Raw genomic sequence first — 17,197 nt, forward strand, 5'->3', positions numbered from 1 at the left:
CCGACACCCTGTCCCAGTCGGTGAAGATCCCCGCGGGCTGCAAGGCGTCCCTGACCTTCTACCTGCACATCGACACCGCCGAGACCACCAGCAGCAGCGCGTACGACAAGCTGACGGTCACCGCCGGTTCGACCACCCTGGCCTCGTACTCGAACCTGAACGCCAACTCGGGTTACGCCCAGAAGACCTTCGACCTGTCCTCGCTGGCGGGCCAGACGGTCACCCTGAAGTTCAACGGCGTGGAGGACTCCTCGCTCCAGACCAGCTTCGTCGTGGACGACACCGCCCTGACGACCAGCTGATCACCCGCTCCACCCGAACCACCCTGTGATCCCGCACGCGGAACTCCGCGTGCGGGATCCGTTCGTCGGCCGCCGATCCACCGCCGGCGGGATCCGTTTTCGGCCTCGGTACGTCCCATCCGTACCAGGCGGGCCAACCGGCGGCCCCGCAGAAAGGCGGTCCCCCCAATGCGCCGTACGACACTTCTCGCCCTCGCGGCCACCCCCCTGCTCCTCGCGGGCTGCGGCACCCACACCAGCTCCACCGGCAGTGGAAAGGTCTCCCCGGCCCCCGGGGGCCCGGTGTGCCGGAACGAGGTGCGGCTGACGGCCGCCGACAGCGGCCGTACCGTCTGCGTGGCCAAGGGCGGAGAGGTGCGGCTCAGCCTCGGCGGCACGAAGGAACGCCCCTGGAAGCCGGTCACCACGACCGGCGGCGCCCTCGAGCCGATCAACTCCGGCCTCGTCATCCGGCCGGGCGACGCCGAGGGTGCCTACCGCGCGAGCGCGGCCGGCACCGGGAAGCTGACGTCCTCCCGCCCCATGTGCGCCACCACCCCGGGCCAGATGTCCTGCAAGGGCATCCAGGAGTGGACGGTCACCGTGACGGTGAAGAGCGGCTGACCGTTCTAACGGGCGAGGTGGCGCACCTGGTCCCACAGGACCGGGTCGACCACCCCCACCCGGCGGCGGAAGTCCCCGACCGGCACCTCGCGCAGCTCGTCGGTCTGGAGGAAGCTCGGGCGGCCCCGCGCGTCGCCCACCGCGCCGGGCGGCAGCGGGATCACCCCGGCGCGCTCGTCGTGGTACTTGGTGGTGATCTTCGCGACCGTGGCCCGGTCACCCCGCACGGCCAGCACCAGACACGGCCGGTCCTTCGACCGCCCGTCGCCCGCCACCGCCCGGTCCGACGCCGCGCGCGCGGTCCTCTTGGACTCCGCGCGGTTCTCGTAGGGCACGTTCGCCCACCAGATGTCACCCGGTGACGGACTCCCTTCACGGGCCCGCGCCCTGCGCCGTTCCCTGGTGCCCGCCCGGCCGGGCGGGCGCGGCCCGCGCCCGCCGGGCCGGCGCCCGCGGCCCCAGCCGTCGACGACCGTGGCCACCAGCGCGAGCAGTACCACCGCCGCGAGCGCCAGCCACCAGGACGTGTCCATACGACGACGTTACCGGCGCGCGGCGCGGGACGCGCGCCCTTGTACGTATCCCGTGCGCCCCGGGCACCAGCCGAACCGGTGACAGCACAGGTGAGTTCGCCCACAACGGCCCCTGGCAGAGGCGCGGCCCGCGTCCGGGCGCCGTACGCTCGACGGACCGCACGACCCCCGTCAGCCCTTTTCGAGGCTCCTCGTCCCGCTGAGGACCCTCGGCCCACCTGTCTTCGCCTACGGAGGTTTCTGCTTCATGAAGCTCACCGTCGTCGGCTGCTCGGGGTCGTTCCCGTCCGCGGAATCGGCCTGCTCGAGCTACCTCGTCGAGGCCGACGGCTTCCGGCTGCTTCTCGACATGGGCAACGGCGCCCTGGGCGAGTTGCAGCGCCACTGCGGTCTCTACGACCTCGACGCGATCTTCCTCAGCCATCTGCACGCCGATCACTGCATCGACATGCTCGGGTACTTCGTCGCGCGCTACTACCGCCACGACGGCGGCCGCTGCGAGGCGCTGCCGGTCTACGGCCCCGAGCGCACCGAGCACCGTCTGACCACGGCGCACGCCGACACGCCTTCCGCCTCCTCGATGAGCGAGGTCTTCGACTTCCGCACGGTCAAGCCGGCCACGTTCGAGATCGGCCCCTTCACGGTGCGCACCGAGCGGGTCCGGCATCCCGTGGAGGCCTTCGGGATCCGGATCGAGCACGGGGGCGGATCCCTTACGTACTCCGGGGACACCGGGGTCACCCCCGTACTGGACGAGCTGGCCCGGGACACCGACCTCTTCCTGTGCGAGGCGGCGTTCACGTACGGCAAGGAGAACATCCCCGATCTCCACCTCAACGGCCGCGAGGCCGGCGAAACCGCCGCCCGCGCCGGGGCCCGCCGCCTGGTCCTCACCCACATCGCCCCCTGGACCGACCCCGAGGTCAACCTCCGCGACGCCCGCGCGGCGTTCCCGGGGCCGGTGGAGCTGGCGGCGCGGGGCGCGGTGTACGAGATCTGAGGGACGGCACGACGGGCCGAGGGCCCCGGAACCGTGACGGTTCCGGGGCCCTCGGCCCGCGCGGGCGCTACTTGGCCTCCGCCTTCCGGAGTTCGGCGAGTTCCTCGTCGGACTCGCGGCCCGGGGTGGGCAGGTTGAACCTGGTGATGGCGAACCGGAAGACGACGTAGTACACGACGCCGAAGCACAGGCCGACCAGGGCCAGGCCCCAGGGGTTGCTCGCGATGCCCAGGTTCAGCAGGAAGTCGATCGCGCCGGCGGAGAAGCCGAAGCCGTCCTTCATGCCCAGCGCCCAGGTCAGCGCCAGCGCGACACCGGTGAGCACCGCGTGGATCGCGTACAGGGCCGGCGCGATGAACATGAACGTGAACTCGATGGGCTCCGTGACGCCGGTGACGAAGGACGTCAGCGCGAGCGAGAGCATCATGCCGCCGACGACCTTGCGGCGCTCGGGGCGGGCGCAGTGCACGATGGCGAGGCAGGCGGCCGGCAGGCCGAACATCATGATCGGGAAGAAGCCGGTCATGAACTGGCCCGCGGTCGGGTCACCGGCCAGGAAGCGGGCGATGTCGCCGCTCTTGCCGTGGTACTCACCGGCCTGCAGCCAGGGGAAGGAGTTCAGCAGGTGGTGCATGCCGATCGGGAGCAGCGCGCGGTTGGCGACGCCGAAGATGCCCGCGCCGATCGCGCCCGAGCCGACCAGCCACTCGCCGAAGTTGTGCAGACCCGTGCCGAGGACCGGCCAGACGTAGCCGAAGACGACGCCGAGCACCAGACCGGCGAAGGCCGAAAGGATCGGGACGAGCCGGCGGCCGCCGAAGAAGCCCGCCCAGTCGGGCAGCTTGGTGCGGTAGAACCGCTGGTAGATCAGGGCGACGACGAGGCCCATCACCACGCCGCCGAGGACCTTGGCGTCCGCCGGGCCGGCCACCAGGGTGGCCTTGCCGTCGACTATCGCGGCCACCTGGGAGACGTTCTTGTCCGTGAACGTGCCGAGCACGTTCTTGAAGACCAGGTAGCCGACGACCGCGGCGAGTGCCGTCGAGCCGTCCGACTTCTTCGCGAAGCCGATCGCGATGCCGACCGCGAACAGCAGCGGCATGTTGTCGAGGATGGCGTTGCCGCCCGCCGCCATGAAGGACGCGATCTTCGTCAGGAACGCCGGGAAGTCCGGGCGGCCCAGCATGTCGCTGTTGCCGAGGCGGACCAGGAGGGCGGCGGCCGGCAGCACTGCCACCGGCAGCATCAGGCTGCGGCCGATGCGCTGCAGCACGGCCATCACGCCGGCGCCCTTCTTCTTCTCGGCCGCCGGAGCGGTGGTCGCCGTGGTCACGTGTTCCTCCAGTAGGCAAGGCGCCGCCCGGGAACCATGGAAGGGGACGGCAGCGTCTCTGGTCTACACCACTTAGTGGTGTAGACCTGTTGTAGCACGATGAAGGTGCCGTAAGGAACCGCGAATTCCGCGACCGGAGCGCTACGCGCCGTGCAGGGCGGGGCCGCCGCCGGAGCGGCCCCCGGCGTCAGGCTCCGGTCACGTCCTCGACCTCCGCCTCGGGCTCGCGGCCCGGCGTCCCGAGGTCGAATCTGGTGATCGCGAAGCGGAACACGGCGTAGTAGACCGCCGCGAAGCACAGGCCGATCGGGATGATCAGCCAGGGCTTGGTCGCCAGGTGCCAGTTGATCACGTAGTCGATCAGCCCCGCCGAGAAACTGAACCCGTCGTGCACCCCGAGCGCCCACGTCACCGCCATGGACACCCCGGTGAGCATCGCGTGGACCGCGTACAGGACCGGCGCGACGAACATGAACGAGTACTCGATCGGCTCGGTGATCCCCGTGACGAAAGACGTCAGCGCCACCGACAGCATCAGCCCGCCGACCTCCTTGCGGCGATGCGGCCTGGCGCAGTGCGTGATGGCCAGCGCCGCGGCCGGCAGCGCGAACATCATGATCGGGAAGAAGCCCGAGGTGAACTGCCCCGCGTGCGGATCGCCCGCCAGGAACATGCTGATGTCGCCGTGCACCACCGTGCCGTCCGGCTCCGTGTAACTGCCGAACTGGAACCAGATGGGCACGTTCAGGAACTGGTGCAGGCCCACCACCAGCAGCGCCCGGTTGGTGACGCCGAACAGCCCCGCCCCCCACGCCCCCGCCGCGTGCAGCCAGTGGCTGAAACTCTCCAGCCCCGCCCCGATCGGCGGCCACACCCACAGGCACAGCGCCGCGAAGAGGATGGCCGTGAAAGCCGTGAGGATCGGCACCAGCCGCCGCCCGTTGAAGAACCCGAGCCAGTCCACCAGCCGGGTCCGGTGGAACCGTGCCCACAGGGACGCGGCCAGCAGCCCCATCACGATCCCGCCGAAGACCCCCGGGTTCTGGAAGGTGAACGCCGCAACCGTCCCGCCCCCGGCCCGGCAGCCGATCCCCGGCAGCACCGTCGAGCCGACCGGGCAGTCCTGCGGGAACTGGTGCAGCACCCCGTAGTACACGAGGAATCCCGCGACCGCCGCGAGCGCCGTGGAGCCGTCCGCCTTCTTCGCCATGCCGATCGCCACGCCCACGCAGAACAGCAGCGGCAGCCCCAGCGAACCGTCCAGCAGCGCCCCGCCCGCCCCCCGCATCACCTTCGCGACCGTCGTCCAGCCGAGCCCGCCCGCGCCCACCACACCCTGCTGCCCGAGCCCGATCAGCAGCCCCGCCGCCGGCAGCACCGCGATCGGCAGCTGCAGACTGCGCCCCATCTTCTGCAGCCCCTGGAACAGCCGGCCCCAGCGCTCCCGGGCCGCACCCCCCGCCACACTGCCCTCGCTCATGGGCGTCCTCCGGCCACTCGGCGACCCCTCGGCTCGGGTGCGGTTTGGCGACCGTCCCTCCGCTGGTGTAGACCAGTTGCCCGGACGGTTCCGCTGTCGTGAACGCCATCCTTCGGCACGGACGGCATGACCGCTCGCGAAGATGGGCCAACTGTGGGTTACTGCGACAAAGCGGTTCGGATCAGGGGAGAAGCAACATGGCCAGCAAGGCTGAGAAGATCGTCGCCGGCCTCGGCGGGATCGACAACATCGAGGAGATCGAGGGCTGCATCACTCGCCTGCGCACCGAGGTGTCCGACCCCTCGCTGGTGGACGAAGCAGCCCTGAAGGCCGCCGGCGCCCACGGCGTCGTCAAGATGGGCACCGCCGTCCAGGTCGTCATCGGCACCGACGCCGACCCGGTCGCCGCGGAGATCGAAGACATGATGTGAACCCCGGGACCCGCGAGGGTCCGGACGGAATTCACCGGTAAGGGGCTCTTCCCGACGCGGGAGGAGCCCCTTCCGTATCTACGGCTAGGCTCCATGCCATGTCTCGCATCGACGGCCGTACCCCCGATCAGCTCCGCCCGGTCACCATCGAACGCGGATGGAGCAAGCACGCCGAGGGCTCCGTCCTCGTCTCCTTCGGCGACACCAGGGTCTTCTGCACCGCCTCCGTCACCGAGGGCGTCCCGCGCTGGCGCAAGGGCAGCGGCGAGGGCTGGGTCACCGCGGAGTACTCCATGCTGCCCCGCGCCACCAACACCCGCGGCGACCGCGAGTCGGTCAAGGGCCGCATCGGCGGCCGCACCCACGAGATCTCCCGCCTCATCGGCCGCTCCCTGCGCGCCGTCATCGACTACAAGGCGCTCGGCGAGAACACCATCGTCCTCGACTGCGACGTCCTCCAGGCCGACGGCGGCACCCGCACGGCGGCCATCACCGGCGCGTACGTCGCCCTCGCCGACGCCGTCACCTGGGCACAGGGCAAGAAGCTGATCAAGGCCGGCCGACAGCCGCTGACCGGCACGGTGAGCGCCGTCTCCGTCGGCATCGTCGGCGGCGTCCCCCTCCTCGACCTCTGCTACGAGGAGGACGTGCGCGCCGAGACCGACATGAACGTCGTCTGCACCGGCGACGGCCGCTTCGTCGAGGTCCAGGGCACCGCGGAGGCGGAGCCCTTCGCGCGCGACGAACTGAACGCGCTGCTCGACCTCGCGGTCGGCGGCTGCGACGCGCTGGCCGCCCACCAGCGGGCGGCCCTGGAGGCCACGCTCGCGCCGTGACGCGCAACCTGCCGGTCCCTCCCCGCGTCCTACCTCTGTGCAACAGGGGGACATCCGGGGAGGGAACATCATCATGGCCGCCAGCCGAGGCCGTCTCGCCGCCGTCATGGCGACCGCCGCGCTCACCGCAGGGCTTCTCGGCGGCTGCGGCGCCGCGCACAAGGCGATGGACTGCGTGCACACCGCCGACACCATCGCCGACAGCGTGACGGACCTTCAGCAGGCGGTGGAGAACGCCGGGCACGACCCGCACCGGGCCGATGCCGCGCTCGACGCGATCGAGAAGAACGTGCGGAAGATCGGGAACAAGACGGACGACGCCGATGTCGACAAGGCCGTCGACGATCTGGACAAGGCCGTGGGCGACGTCCGCGCCGCCGTCCGCGACGGGGACCGGACACCGGACGTCGGGCCGGTGACGGACGCGGCGGGAGAGCTGACCAAGGGCTGCGCGAAGTAGCCGGCCGCGGGACCGGCACGGTCAGCCGCGCGGTTCCCGGCGCTCCTTCCCGGTGCCTTTCAGCGCCCGCCTGCTCGGCTTGCGGTCCACCCCCACCCCGCCGCAGAACGCGAGACCCCCGATGACCACCCGCGGGGCGTCCGGCTCCTGGGCGAAACCCTCGTCGTCCGGGTGCTCGAACGCGCCCATGACGCCCAGACCGCGTACGACGACCTCCACGCCCGGCGGAACGGTGATCTGGACACCGCCCATGACGGCCACGATGTCGATCCTCACCTCGCGGTCGGCGAAGTCCGCGTCGCGCAGGTCGAGATCGGCGCCGCCCAGGAACGCCAGGCACTTGAAGCGCTTCGGCACGGTCCAGCGGCCCTTGCGCTCGAAGCCGGACAGGATCGCGACACCGCCCGACGACGAGCCCTCGCCGCCGACGACGCGGGAGTCCCAACCGCCGTCCCGCACCGGCGCCTTGGCGAAGGAGACCGGCGCGGGGCCGCTGCCGGCGGGCAGGTCACGGGTGATCGGGACCAGCTCGCCGTACGTGCGCGCCGCGTACGTCGCCTCCAGCCGCTCCTCGAACTCGCCCATGTCGAGGCGCCCTTCGGCCAGAGCGTCGCGCAGCACCTCGGCGACCCGTTCCCGGTCGGCGTCCGAGGCGCGGAGTTCCGGACGTGCGTCGTCGGTCATGGCAGCAGCCTACGAGACCGCCTTCTCCACGTACATCTTCGCGATGACTGCCTCGATGTCCGGCTCCCGCACCGACAGGTCCACCAGCGGGTACCGCGCCGCGAGATGCGCGACCAGCGGCGCCGCCGACTGCCCCGCCGGGAACGCCAGCCACTGCCGGGGTCCCTCCACCCGCACCACCCGCGCCGACGGCACCGCCACCGGCGGCAGCTCCCGCTCCAGGTCCACCACCAGGGTCCGCTCGCTCTCCCCGGCCTCGTGCAGCCCCGCGAGCGGACCGTCGTACATCAGCCGGCCCTGGTCGATCACCATCACCCGGGAACACAACTGCTCGATGTCCTGGAGGTCATGGGTGGTCAGCAGCACGGTCGTACCGCTCGCCGCGTTCAACTCCCGCAGGAACCCCCGCACCTTGGCCTTCGAGACGACGTCCAGGCCGATCGTCGGCTCGTCCAGGTACAGCACCTCCGGGTCGTGCAGCAGCGCCGCCGCGATGTCCCCGCGCATCCGCTGGCCCAGCGAGAGCTGGCGCACCGGGGTGTCCAACAGGGTGCGCAGCTCCAGGAGCTCCACCAGACGGTCCAGGTTCTCCCGGTAACGGGCGTCCGGGATGCGGTACATGCGATGGGCCAGCCGGTAGGAGTCGAGCAGCGGCAGGTCCCACCACAAAGTGGTGCGTTGCCCGAACACCACCCCGATACGGTGCGCGAGGCGCGCCCGCTCCCGCGAGGGATCGATGCCCGCGACCCGCACCCGGCCGCCGCTCGGCGTCAGGATGCCGGTCAGCATCTTGATCGTGGTGGACTTCCCGGCGCCGTTCGGCCCGATGTAGCCCACCATCTCCCCGCGCGCCACGGTGAACGACAGCGAGTCCACCGCCCGCACCTCGTGCCGCTCCCGCTTGAGGAAACCGGTCCTGCGGCGCACCGAGAAGACCTTCTCCACCCTGTCCAGCGCGATGAAGTCGTCCATGACGCCCTAACTCCCTGTGCTCCGGTACGAACGAAGTCCCGCCCGCCAGGCCAGCCCGGCCGCCGCGCAGCAGCCCGCCGCCACCAGCGGGGTCGCCCAGGCCACCCAGCCCGGCAGGTCCAGCGGATACGGCCGCCCGAGGACATAGCTCGCGGGCAGCCAGTTGACGAAGGCCAGCGGCAGCACGAAGGTCACCCCGCGCACCAGCTCCCGGCCGAACACCGTCGGCGGGTACTGCAGCAGCGTCGTACCGCCGTACGTGAACGCGTTCTGCACCTCCGCCGCGTCCTGCGCCACGAACTGGAAGGCCGCCCCCGCCACGAACACCGAGCAGAAGATCCCGCAAGCCCGCGAGCAGAGCCAGCGGCATCAGCAGCACCCGCCCCACGCTCCAGTCGACGTCCAGCCGGGTCAGCGCCCAGCCCAGCACCAGCGAGCCCTGGACCAGACGGCCGAGGCGCCGCAGCGCGAACCGGTCCGCCGCCACCTGCGCCAGTATCGGCGCGGGCCGCACCAGCAACGCGTCCAGCGTGCCGTCCCGCAGCCGCCGGCCCAGCCGGTCCATCGAACCGATCACCAGGTCCGCCAGACCGAAGGAGACCGCCGACAGGCCGTACAGAAACGCCACCTCGGGCAGCGTCCAGCCGCCGAGGGCACGCACCCGCGAGAACATCAGCATGATCGCGACGAAGTCGAAGAACGTCGCCGCGAAACTCCCGAACGTGGTCATGGCGAACGACGCCCGGTACGCCATCGTCGACCGGATCCACATCCCCGCGATCAGCCCGTACGCCCGCGCCCCCTCCGCGAGCCGCCCGCGCTCAGCCACCCTGCACCACCACCCGCCGCGTCGCCGCCGACTGGAGCAGCCGCCCCGCACCCAGCAGCACCACGGCCCACGCCCCCTGGAACAGATACACGCGCAGCGGGTCCCCGCGCCCGAGCAGGATGTCCGCGGGCGCCTGGAGGAGCGACGACCAGGGCAGGGCGCGTACGACGGCGCCGAGCGCGCCCGGGAACACGTTCAGCGGCAGCAGCATCCCCGAGCAGAAGTAGCCGAGCAGCCACGTCATCTGGCTCACCCCCGTGCCGTCCAGCAGCCAGAACGCGCTCAGCGCCACCAGATAGCGGATGCCGAAGCCGACCAGCATCGCCAGCAGCACGGCCAGCAGGAACGCGGCCCAGGTACCCGGGCTCGCCGGCAGGTACGCCGGGAAGACCAGCGCGCCGAAGACGAACGGCACCACGCCCCGCCCCAGCAGCTGGAAGAACGCCCGGCCCAGGTCGGCGGCCAGCCACCACAGCTGGAGGTCGGCCGGCCGGTACAGGTCGATCGCCACGTCCCCCGTGCGGATGCGTTCCATCAGCTCGTCCTCGACACCCCCGCCGCTGATCGCGAGCGTCGACAGGAAGGCCTGACCCAGCCACACATAGGTGACGGCCTGCGCCTGGTCGTATCCCCCCAGATGCGGTTTCAGGTCCCATAGGGCCTTGTAGGTGTAGACGAGAATGAGCCCGAAGACCGTGTTGGTGAAGACCCCTGCCGCAGTGGCGGCCCTATACGTCGCGTACCGTCTGAATCCCCCTAACGCGACGGCCGCGTACAACCGTCCCGCGCCCACGTCAGTCGACCTCCTCGGACCACTCGACACCGAAGCGCAGGAGCTTAGTCCGGAGGTCCGGTGGCCTGCCACGCATTTTGTGGCGGAAGCGTGCCGGAATCCGGGAACGGAACGCCAGGTGCGAGAGTCTTCAAACGGGGGGCGCAGAAGGCGTACGAGGCGTACGGGAACGTACGACGCGAAACAGGAGTCCGTGCACGACATGAGCGACGAGCCACAGCCGCAGCAGCCGAAGGAAGGCGTGGCACCGGATGAGCCGTTGCCGGCTGCGAGGCCCGGGACCCCGGCGCCGGGATCCCCGACGACCCCGTCGCAGGGGGCCGGCCGGGTGAAGGACACCGAGGGATCGGGGAGGGACGAGGAGCCGGAGACGGCCGGGGCACCGGAGAAGTCCGAAGAGCCCGGTAAGCCCGGAGGGGCCGTGAAGACCGAGGGGTCCGAGCGGACCGGCCGGTCCGAGGGGTCCCAGAAGCCGGAGGGGTCCCCGAGGCCCGAGGGCCGCGCCGAGCGCGGCGACCGGGCCGGCTCCGGCGAGCGTGCCGGGCGGAACCAGGGCTCCGGCAGGACCGGGGCGGAAGGGAAGGCGCCGGGCGCCGGCACGGCCGAGGACACGCCCGCCGGCACGGCGCGCCGTTCCGTACCCGCGCCCCAGGACCGTACGGCCTCCATCGCCCGCGCCCGGCAGGCGGCACGGGACGCCCGCACCGAGAAGGGCGCGGCCACCGCCGCCGAGGGCGAGGGCACCACCGGCCGGAGCGACTCCGGCAAGCCCGCCGACTCCGGCAAGCCGCAGGTCCCCGGCGCCCGCACGCCGGAGCAGCCGGCCGAGAGCACCCAGGTGCTGCGCCGGATCACGCCGCCCCGAAACTCCCGGGACTCCGCGAAGGGGTCCGGCGAGCCCGGCCGGTCCGGCAAGCCCGGCCAGTCCTCCGGCCAGGACACGCCGGCACCCGAGACGACCCAGGTGCTCCGCCGCGTCAACGCCCCCCGCAAGGGCGAGCCCGGCGGCCCCCGCCGGACGGGCGGCGCGGCCGCCGCCGGTGCCGCCGCTGCCATGGGCGCCGCCGGCGCGGCGAAGGCGGCGGGCACGGCCGGTACCGCGGGCGCCGCGGGTTTCGCCGGTGCCGCGAGCGCCGCCGGCGGCGCCGCTTCCGGCCCCCGTACCGGAGCCGGTACCGGAGCCGGCCCGAACCCCGGGCAGACGCCCCCCTCCGCCTCGGACACCCCCACCGGCAACGGCGCGGACGACGGCAAGGGCAAGGGCAAGGGCAAGAACAAGAAGCCCAAGCGCACCGGATGGCGGCGCCTCGTGCCGACCTGGAAGATGGTGCTCGGCAGCTTCGTCTTCTTCGTGCTCGCGATCGTCGCCCTGTTCTTCGTGGGCTACTCGCTCGTCAACATCCCGCCGGCCAACGCCCTCGCCACCAAGCAGGCGAACGTCTACCTCTACGCCGACGGCTCCCAGATCGCCCGCGACACCCGCGACAGCCAGGTGAACCGCGAGAAGGTCACCCTCGCCGAGGTCTCCAAGGACGCCCAGCACGCCGTACTGGCCGCCGAGGACCGCGACTTCTACACCGAGTCCGCCATCGACCCCAAGGCGATGCTCCGCGCCGCCTGGAACACCGCGACCGGCAAGGGCAAGCAGTCCGGCTCCACGATCACCCAGCAGTACGTGAAGAACTACTACCTGGGCCAGGAACAGACGGTCACCCGCAAGGCCAAGGAATTCTTCATCTCGATCAAGCTCGACCGTAACAAGTCCAAGGACGAGATCCTCGAGGGCTACCTCAACACCAGCTACTTCGGCCGCAACGCCTACGGCATCCAGGCCGCCGCCCAGGCCTACTACGGCCGCGAGGCCAAGGACCTCGACCCGGCCCGCGCCGCCTACCTCGCCGCGCTCGTCAACGCGCCCAGCGAGTACGACGTCGTCGCCCACCCGGAGAACAAGTCCGCGGCCGTGGCCCGCTGGAACTACGTCCTTGACGGCATGGTCAAGAAGGGCTGGCTCAGCCAGTCCCAGCGCACCGGGATGAAGTTCCCGATGCCCAAGGAGCAGACGCTGTCCACCGGCATGTCCGGCCAGCGCGGCTACCTCGTGGACGCCGTCAAGCACTACCTGATCGCGCACCACATCCTCGACTCCGACCAGCTCGAAGCCGGCGGCTACCGCATCACGACCACCATCCAGAGGAACAAGCAGAACGCCTTCGTCAAGGCGGTGAACGACCAGCTGGTCTCCAAGCTGGACAAGAAGAACAACAAGGTCGACAGCTACGTCCGCGCGGGCGGCGCCTCCGTCGACCCGAAGACCGGCCAGGTCGTCGCGATGTACGGCGGCATCGACTACGTGAAGCAGTACACCAACGGCGCGACCCGCGGTGACTTCCAGGTCGGCTCCACCTTCAAGCCGTTCGTCTTCGCCTCCGCGGTGCAGAACGGGTCCACCACCCAGGACGGCCGCCGCATCACCCCGAACACCCAGTACGACGGCACCAACGAGCGCCCCGTACAGGGCTGGAACGGCGGCTCGTACGCCCCGCAGAACGAGGACCAGAGGTCCTACGGCCAGATCACCGTCACCAAGGCCACCGACCTGTCGGTGAACGCGGTGTACGCGCAGATGGCCGTCGACGTCGGCCCGGCCAAGGTCAAGCAGACCGCGATCGACCTGGGCATCCCGTCCGACACCCCGGACCTCCAGCCGTACCCGTCCATCGCCCTCGGCCCCGCCACCGCCAGCGTCCTGGACATGGCGGAGGGGTACGCCACGCTCGCCAACCACGGCAGGCACGGCACGTACACCATGGTCAAGAAGATCACCCGCAACGGCACCGACGAGATCAAGCTGCCCGACACGTCCGTCGAGCAGGCCGTCAGCCGCAGCGCCGCCGACACCACCACCGCCATGCTGAAGAGCGTGGTCCAGGGCGGCACCGCCACCGCCGCGCAGGCCGCGGGCCGTCCGGCGGCCGGCAAGACCGGTACGGCGGAGAACGACACCGCCGCCTGGTTCGCCGGCTACACCCCCGACCTCGCCACGGTGGTCTCCGTGATGGGCCAGGACCCGGTGACGGCCAAGCACATGTCGCTGTACGGCGCGCTCGGCCAGCCCCGCATGAACGGTGGCGGCCCGCCCACCCAGATCTGGGCCCAGTACACCCACGACGCCCTGAAGAACACCCCGGCCTCGTCCTTCGACCTCCAGCTCCAGGAAGGCGCGGACCAGCCGCAGCCGCCCGGCCCCGGCGACCCCAGCGCCTCCGCCACCACGGACGGCGGCACCACCGGCGGCGCCACCCAGCCCGGCGGCACCCCGAGCGGCACCCCGACCGACGGCGGCACCACCGGCACCCCGACCGACGGCGGCACGACGACCGGCGGTGACACCACCGGCGGCGGCACCACGACCGGCGGCACGACCGGCCCCGACCCGGCCACCGTCGGCGGCGCCACGGGCGGCGATCCCACCACCACCGGCGGCACCGGGGCGGGCGGCGGCCCGGCGACGGGCGGCGGCGGTGCCGCCACGGGCGGCGATCCCGCCACCACCGGCGGCGGAGCCGGTGCCGCCACCGGCGGCGGCACCGGCACCTGAGCCACGCGTCAGCCGCTGGTCGCCTTCAGCCCCACCACGGCGACCAGCAGCAGACACACGAAGAAGACCCGGGCGGCGGTGACCGGCTCACCGAGCACCACCATGCCGAGCACCGCCGCCCCGGCCGCCCCGATACCGACCCACACCCCGTAGGCGGTACCGATGGGCAGGGACCGGGCCGCGTACGACAGCAGCACCATGCTGGCGACGATCCCGGCACCGGTGAGCACACCGGGCACCGGCCGGGTGAAACCCTCGCTGTACTTCATCCCGATCGACCAGCCCACTTCCAGCAGACCGGCCACGACGAGCAGAACCCAGGCCACGACGGCCACCTCCGAGACGTACGACGCTTCTCTTCCGGTGCGTCGTCTTTGCCTGCATCCCGGTACGGCGCGTCTCGTCGGGCTCCCCCCGAACCTAGCAAAACCACGCAGAAGAGGGCTGGTGACCACGGTCACCAGCCCTCTTCTCCGTCATGGACGGCCTACGGCCTCACAGATAGAGCCCGGTCGAGTCCTCCGACCCCTCGAAGCGGTCCGCGGCCACCGCGTGCAGGTCGCGCTCGCGCATGAGCACGTACGCCACGCCCCGCACCTCCACCTCGGCCCGGTCCTCCGGATCGAACAGCACGCGGTCGCCGGGCTCCACGGTCCGTACGTTCTGGCCGACCGCGACGACCTCGGCCCAGGCCAGCCGGCGTCCGACCGCCGCGGTGGCGGGAATCAGGATGCCGCCCCCCGACCGCCGCTCGCCCTCGCCGGTCTCCTGCTTGACCAGCACCCGGTCGTGCAGCATCCGGATGGGCAGCTTGTCGTGCTGCGGGGTGCTCTGCTCGTGTCTCTTGGCGCTCACGCCTCGAACCTACCTGCCTTCCACGCGCCCGTGCCCCCCTGGGGGCCGGCGTACCCGGTGCTCGTGCCGTCAGCGCCCGCGCCGCCGGGACAGGACGACGAGGCCCACCACCCCGGCCACCACGAGCGCGGCCGGCACGACCCGCTCCGCGCGCAGCCGGCCGTCCTCGTCCGTGAACTGCGCCCTGACCTCACTCACCACCCGGTTGACCTGCACATACGCGCGCCCGACGGTGTGGTCGACATGGGCCACGGCCTTGGCCTTGGCATCCCCGACGATCGTCTTCGGGTGCACCCGCACCCCGATCTCGTCGAGCGTCTCGGCCAGCACTTCGCGGCGGCGCCTGATGTCCGCCTCGATCTGCGCCGGGGTTCTGGTGTCCGACGTGTCCGCCACCGTACGGCCTCCGAAGTCTGCCGAAATCTGCTGTCCTGTTCCGGACAGTCTGTCAGCTCCCACCCGCGCCGCACCGCAAGGGGCCCCGGTTACGCTGGTCCGATGAGCGAGCGACTCCAGCCGGGGGACGTGGCCCCCGCCTTCACCCTCCCGGACGCCGACGGTAACGAGGTCTCCCTCGCGGGCCACGCGGGCCGCAAGGTCATCGTGTACTTCTACCCCGCGGCGCTTACCCCGGGCTGCACCAAGCAGGCCTGCGACTTCACCGACAACCTCGACCTGCTGGCCGGCGCCGGCTACGACGTCATCGGCATCTCCCCGGACACCCCGGAAAAGCTTGCCAGGTTCCGCGAGAAGGAGTCCCTCAAGGTCACCCTCGTCGCCGACCCCGACAAGAAGGTCGCCGAGTCCTACGCCGCCTACGGCGAGAAGAAGAACTACGGCAAGACCTACATGGGCATCATCCGCTCCACGATCGTCGTCGACGAGGACGGCAAGGTCGCCCACGCCTTCTACAACGTCCGTGCGACCGGCCACGTAGCCAAGATCATCAAGGATCTGGGCATCTGACCCCCTCTTTCCCTCCCGGCGGCCCGCACCAGCCTGTTCCGGCGCGGGCCGCTTTCGTCTCCCCTCCCCGCGTGACCCTCCGGCAGCCGGTTCGTTGATCCATACGGACTACGAACACCCGCCCGGACCGGAGGGGGCTCGATGGGGGCCAGCGCGTACACCGAGGAGCGGCTGCGAGAGGCGGCTCGCGGGGCACGGACGTTGTCGGAGGCGTTGGAGAGGCTGGGGGTGGATCCGAGGAGTCCGACGCGGTGCTACATCGCGCGCCGCATGAGGCGGCTCGGCGTGGACACGTCGCACTTCGAACGGGAGGGCACGAGGTGGACACGTGCGGTTCTCGAGCCGGTGGTCGCGGCCTCCGCCAGCGTCAACGAGGTGGTGCGTACCGAACGGACGAGGGACAACCGGCGCTGCCGAACCGCCGAGGAGATCCTGGTCGAGAACACATCCGAACACGCCACGCGCGTCCCTGGACGGCGGCTCAAGAGGGCGATGAACGAGATGGGCGTGGAGGAACGCTGCGCCGGCTGCGGCACGGACCCGGTGTGGCGGGGCCGCCCGCTCCCGCTGGAGGTCGACCACATCGACGGCGACTGGAGCGACGACCGGCGGAAGAATCTGCGGCTGCTGTGCCCCAATTGCCATGCAACCACGAGCACCTGGTGTCGAGGCGGTCGGCGAGGGCATACTCACCCCCGGTAAAGTGAGGCCACGGCTTGCGCCCGTACTCCAATTGGTAGAGAGACAGGTCTTAGGAACCTGGTGTTGTCGGTTCGAATCCGACCGGGCGCACAGGCAGAATCGGCCCCGCATCTTCGTTTCAAAGGTGCGGGGCCGCTCCACAAGCTCAGCCGAGCAGCTCCCGCACCACCGGCACCAGCGCCCGGAACGCCTTGCCGCGATGGCTGATGGAGTTCTTCTCGTCGGCGCTCAGCTCGGCGCACGTGCGGGTGTCGCCGTCGGGCTGCAGGATCGGGTCGTAGCCGAAGCCGTTCGTGCCCGCGGGGGCGTGCCGCAGGGTGCCGCGGAGTCGGCCCTCGACCACGCGTTCCGTGCCGTCCGGCAGGGCCAGGGCGGCGGCGCAGGCGAAGTGGGCCGCGCGGTGTTCCTCGGCGATGTCGCCGATCTGGGCGAGGAGCAGGTCGAGGTTGGCCCGGTCGTCGCCGTGCCGGCCGGCCCAGCGGGCGGAGAAGATGCCGGGGGCGCCGTTCATGACGTCCACGCACAGGCCGGAGTCGTCGGCGACCGCAGGCAGCCCGGTGGCCTGCGCCAGGGCGTGCGCCTTGAGCAGGGCGTTCTCGGCGAAGGTGACGCCGGTCTCCTTGACGTCGGGGATCTCGGGGTAGGCGTCGGCGCCGACCAGCTCGTGGGAGAGCCCGGCGTCGGCCAGGATGGCCCTCAGCTCGGTGATCTTTCCGGCGTTACGGGTGGCGAGGATCAGGCGGGTCATGCCGCCCAGTATTGCTCGCCGTCAGCGGGTGCCGACGCCGGCCCTCGTCCGGCCCGCGGCGGTGCGGCC

Annotated in this window: 18 protein-coding genes, 1 tRNA gene, 2 pseudogenes and 1 riboswitch; of the genes and pseudogenes, 10 read left to right on the forward strand and 11 right to left on the reverse strand. The window is 71.4% G+C overall.

Annotation, left to right across the window (positions count from 1 at the left end; all coding sequences use genetic code 11):
• Both VT52_RS33625 and VT52_RS33630 read left to right on the forward strand, forming a co-directional pair.
• Positions 1–302 (forward strand): annotated as a pseudogene (locus VT52_RS33625) (immune inhibitor A); the annotation flags it as partial.
• 168 nt (positions 303–470) lie between these two features.
• Positions 471–905: a hypothetical protein gene (locus VT52_RS33630; protein ID WP_046427782.1), complete on the forward strand. Its 435-nt coding sequence runs from the start codon at positions 471–473 to the stop codon at positions 903–905.
• Between the two features lie 5 nt (positions 906–910).
• Here VT52_RS33630 and VT52_RS33635 read toward each other — a convergent pair whose 3' ends face one another.
• A complete protein-coding gene (locus tag VT52_RS33635; protein ID WP_046427783.1) occupies positions 911–1,438 on the reverse strand; it encodes a type II toxin-antitoxin system PemK/MazF family toxin in 528 nt (175 codons plus the stop codon).
• A gap of 247 nt (positions 1,439–1,685) precedes the next feature.
• Between VT52_RS33635 and VT52_RS33640 the strand changes: the two genes are divergently transcribed.
• A complete protein-coding gene (locus VT52_RS33640) occupies positions 1,686–2,438 on the forward strand; it encodes an MBL fold metallo-hydrolase (protein WP_046427786.1) in 753 nt (250 codons plus the stop codon).
• Between the two features lie 67 nt (positions 2,439–2,505).
• Here VT52_RS33640 and VT52_RS33645 read toward each other — a convergent pair whose 3' ends face one another.
• Both VT52_RS33645 and VT52_RS33650 read right to left on the reverse strand, forming a co-directional pair.
• Positions 2,506–3,771: a PTS transporter subunit EIIC gene (locus VT52_RS33645; RefSeq protein ID WP_046427788.1), complete on the reverse strand. Its 1,266-nt coding sequence runs from the start codon at positions 3,769–3,771 to the stop codon at positions 2,506–2,508.
• Between the two features lie 187 nt (positions 3,772–3,958).
• The gene (locus tag VT52_RS33650; RefSeq protein ID WP_046427789.1) at positions 3,959–5,251 is read right to left on the reverse strand and encodes a PTS transporter subunit EIIC; all 1,293 of its coding nucleotides are present in this window, start codon (positions 5,249–5,251) and stop codon (positions 3,959–3,961) included.
• Between the two features lie 197 nt (positions 5,252–5,448).
• Between VT52_RS33650 and VT52_RS33655 the strand changes: the two genes are divergently transcribed.
• The 3 genes from VT52_RS33655 to VT52_RS33665 all read left to right on the forward strand — a co-directional run bounded on the left by VT52_RS33655 (position 5,449) and on the right by VT52_RS33665 (position 6,978).
• The gene (locus VT52_RS33655; protein ID WP_046427792.1) at positions 5,449–5,682 is read left to right on the forward strand and encodes a PTS sugar transporter subunit IIB; all 234 of its coding nucleotides are present in this window, start codon (positions 5,449–5,451) and stop codon (positions 5,680–5,682) included.
• A 98-nt stretch (positions 5,683–5,780) separates the two neighbouring features.
• Positions 5,781–6,518 (forward strand): ribonuclease PH, encoded by a 738-nt coding sequence (gene rph, locus VT52_RS33660; protein ID WP_046427793.1) that lies wholly within the window; start codon positions 5,781–5,783, stop codon positions 6,516–6,518.
• Between the two features lie 73 nt (positions 6,519–6,591).
• Positions 6,592–6,978, forward strand: a complete 387-nt coding sequence (locus VT52_RS33665; protein ID WP_046427795.1) for a hypothetical protein — start codon at positions 6,592–6,594, stop codon at positions 6,976–6,978.
• A 21-nt stretch (positions 6,979–6,999) separates the two neighbouring features.
• Here VT52_RS33665 and VT52_RS33670 read toward each other — a convergent pair whose 3' ends face one another.
• From VT52_RS33670 to VT52_RS33685, 4 genes and pseudogenes are all read right to left on the reverse strand, one after another.
• Complete coding sequence (locus VT52_RS33670; protein ID WP_046427797.1) at positions 7,000–7,662, reverse strand: DUF1707 SHOCT-like domain-containing protein; 663 nt, start codon at positions 7,660–7,662, stop codon at positions 7,000–7,002.
• Between the two features lie 9 nt (positions 7,663–7,671).
• Positions 7,672–8,634 (reverse strand): ABC transporter ATP-binding protein, encoded by a 963-nt coding sequence (locus VT52_RS33675; protein WP_046427799.1) that lies wholly within the window; start codon positions 8,632–8,634, stop codon positions 7,672–7,674.
• A 6-nt stretch (positions 8,635–8,640) separates the two neighbouring features.
• Positions 8,641–9,406: pseudogene (locus VT52_RS33680) on the reverse strand (ABC transporter permease).
• 49 nt (positions 9,407–9,455) lie between these two features.
• Complete coding sequence (locus VT52_RS33685; RefSeq protein ID WP_046427802.1) at positions 9,456–10,256, reverse strand: ABC transporter permease; 801 nt, start codon at positions 10,254–10,256, stop codon at positions 9,456–9,458.
• Between the two features lie 838 nt (positions 10,257–11,094).
• Between VT52_RS33685 and VT52_RS33690 the strand changes: the two genes are divergently transcribed.
• Entirely contained in the window at positions 11,095–13,857 is a 2,763-nt protein-coding gene (locus VT52_RS33690) for a transglycosylase domain-containing protein (protein WP_079175453.1), read from the forward strand.
• Between the two features lie 8 nt (positions 13,858–13,865).
• Here the strand turns inward: VT52_RS33690 and VT52_RS33695 are convergent, their stop codons facing one another.
• From VT52_RS33695 to VT52_RS33705, 3 genes are all read right to left on the reverse strand, one after another.
• Positions 13,866–14,183 carry a DMT family transporter gene (locus VT52_RS33695; RefSeq protein WP_046427825.1) on the reverse strand — a complete coding sequence of 106 codons (318 nt, stop codon included), beginning with the start codon at positions 14,181–14,183 and terminating at the stop codon, positions 13,866–13,868.
• 36 nt (positions 14,184–14,219) lie between these two features.
• Positions 14,220–14,283: riboswitch (guanidine-III (ykkC-III) riboswitch) on the reverse strand.
• 69 nt (positions 14,284–14,352) lie between these two features.
• On the reverse strand, positions 14,353–14,712 hold the full coding sequence (locus tag VT52_RS33700) for a GroES family chaperonin (RefSeq protein WP_037651486.1): 360 nt from the start codon (positions 14,710–14,712) through the stop codon (positions 14,353–14,355).
• Positions 14,713–14,781: 69 nt separating this feature from the next.
• Positions 14,782–15,108: a DUF3618 domain-containing protein gene (locus VT52_RS33705; protein ID WP_046427805.1), complete on the reverse strand. Its 327-nt coding sequence runs from the start codon at positions 15,106–15,108 to the stop codon at positions 14,782–14,784.
• Between the two features lie 102 nt (positions 15,109–15,210).
• Here VT52_RS33705 and bcp point away from each other — a divergent pair, with 102 nt between their 5' ends.
• From bcp to VT52_RS33720, 3 genes are all read left to right on the forward strand, one after another.
• Positions 15,211–15,678: a thioredoxin-dependent thiol peroxidase gene (bcp, locus tag VT52_RS33710; RefSeq protein WP_046427808.1), complete on the forward strand. Its 468-nt coding sequence runs from the start codon at positions 15,211–15,213 to the stop codon at positions 15,676–15,678.
• Positions 15,679–15,819: 141 nt separating this feature from the next.
• Complete coding sequence (locus VT52_RS33715) at positions 15,820–16,380, forward strand: HNH endonuclease signature motif containing protein (RefSeq protein WP_046427811.1); 561 nt, start codon at positions 15,820–15,822, stop codon at positions 16,378–16,380.
• A 16-nt stretch (positions 16,381–16,396) separates the two neighbouring features.
• A tRNA-Leu gene (locus VT52_RS33720) sits at positions 16,397–16,470 on the forward strand.
• Between the two features lie 55 nt (positions 16,471–16,525).
• On the opposite strand, the gene rdgB is transcribed toward VT52_RS33720, so the two are convergent.
• Entirely contained in the window at positions 16,526–17,128 is a 603-nt protein-coding gene (gene rdgB / locus VT52_RS33725; protein WP_046427813.1) for an RdgB/HAM1 family non-canonical purine NTP pyrophosphatase, read from the reverse strand.
• Between the last annotated feature and the right edge of the window lie 69 nt (positions 17,129–17,197).

Source organism: Streptomyces malaysiense (assembly GCF_000980885.2).
Taxonomy (GTDB): Bacteria; Actinomycetota; Actinomycetes; order Streptomycetales; family Streptomycetaceae; genus Streptomyces; species Streptomyces malaysiense.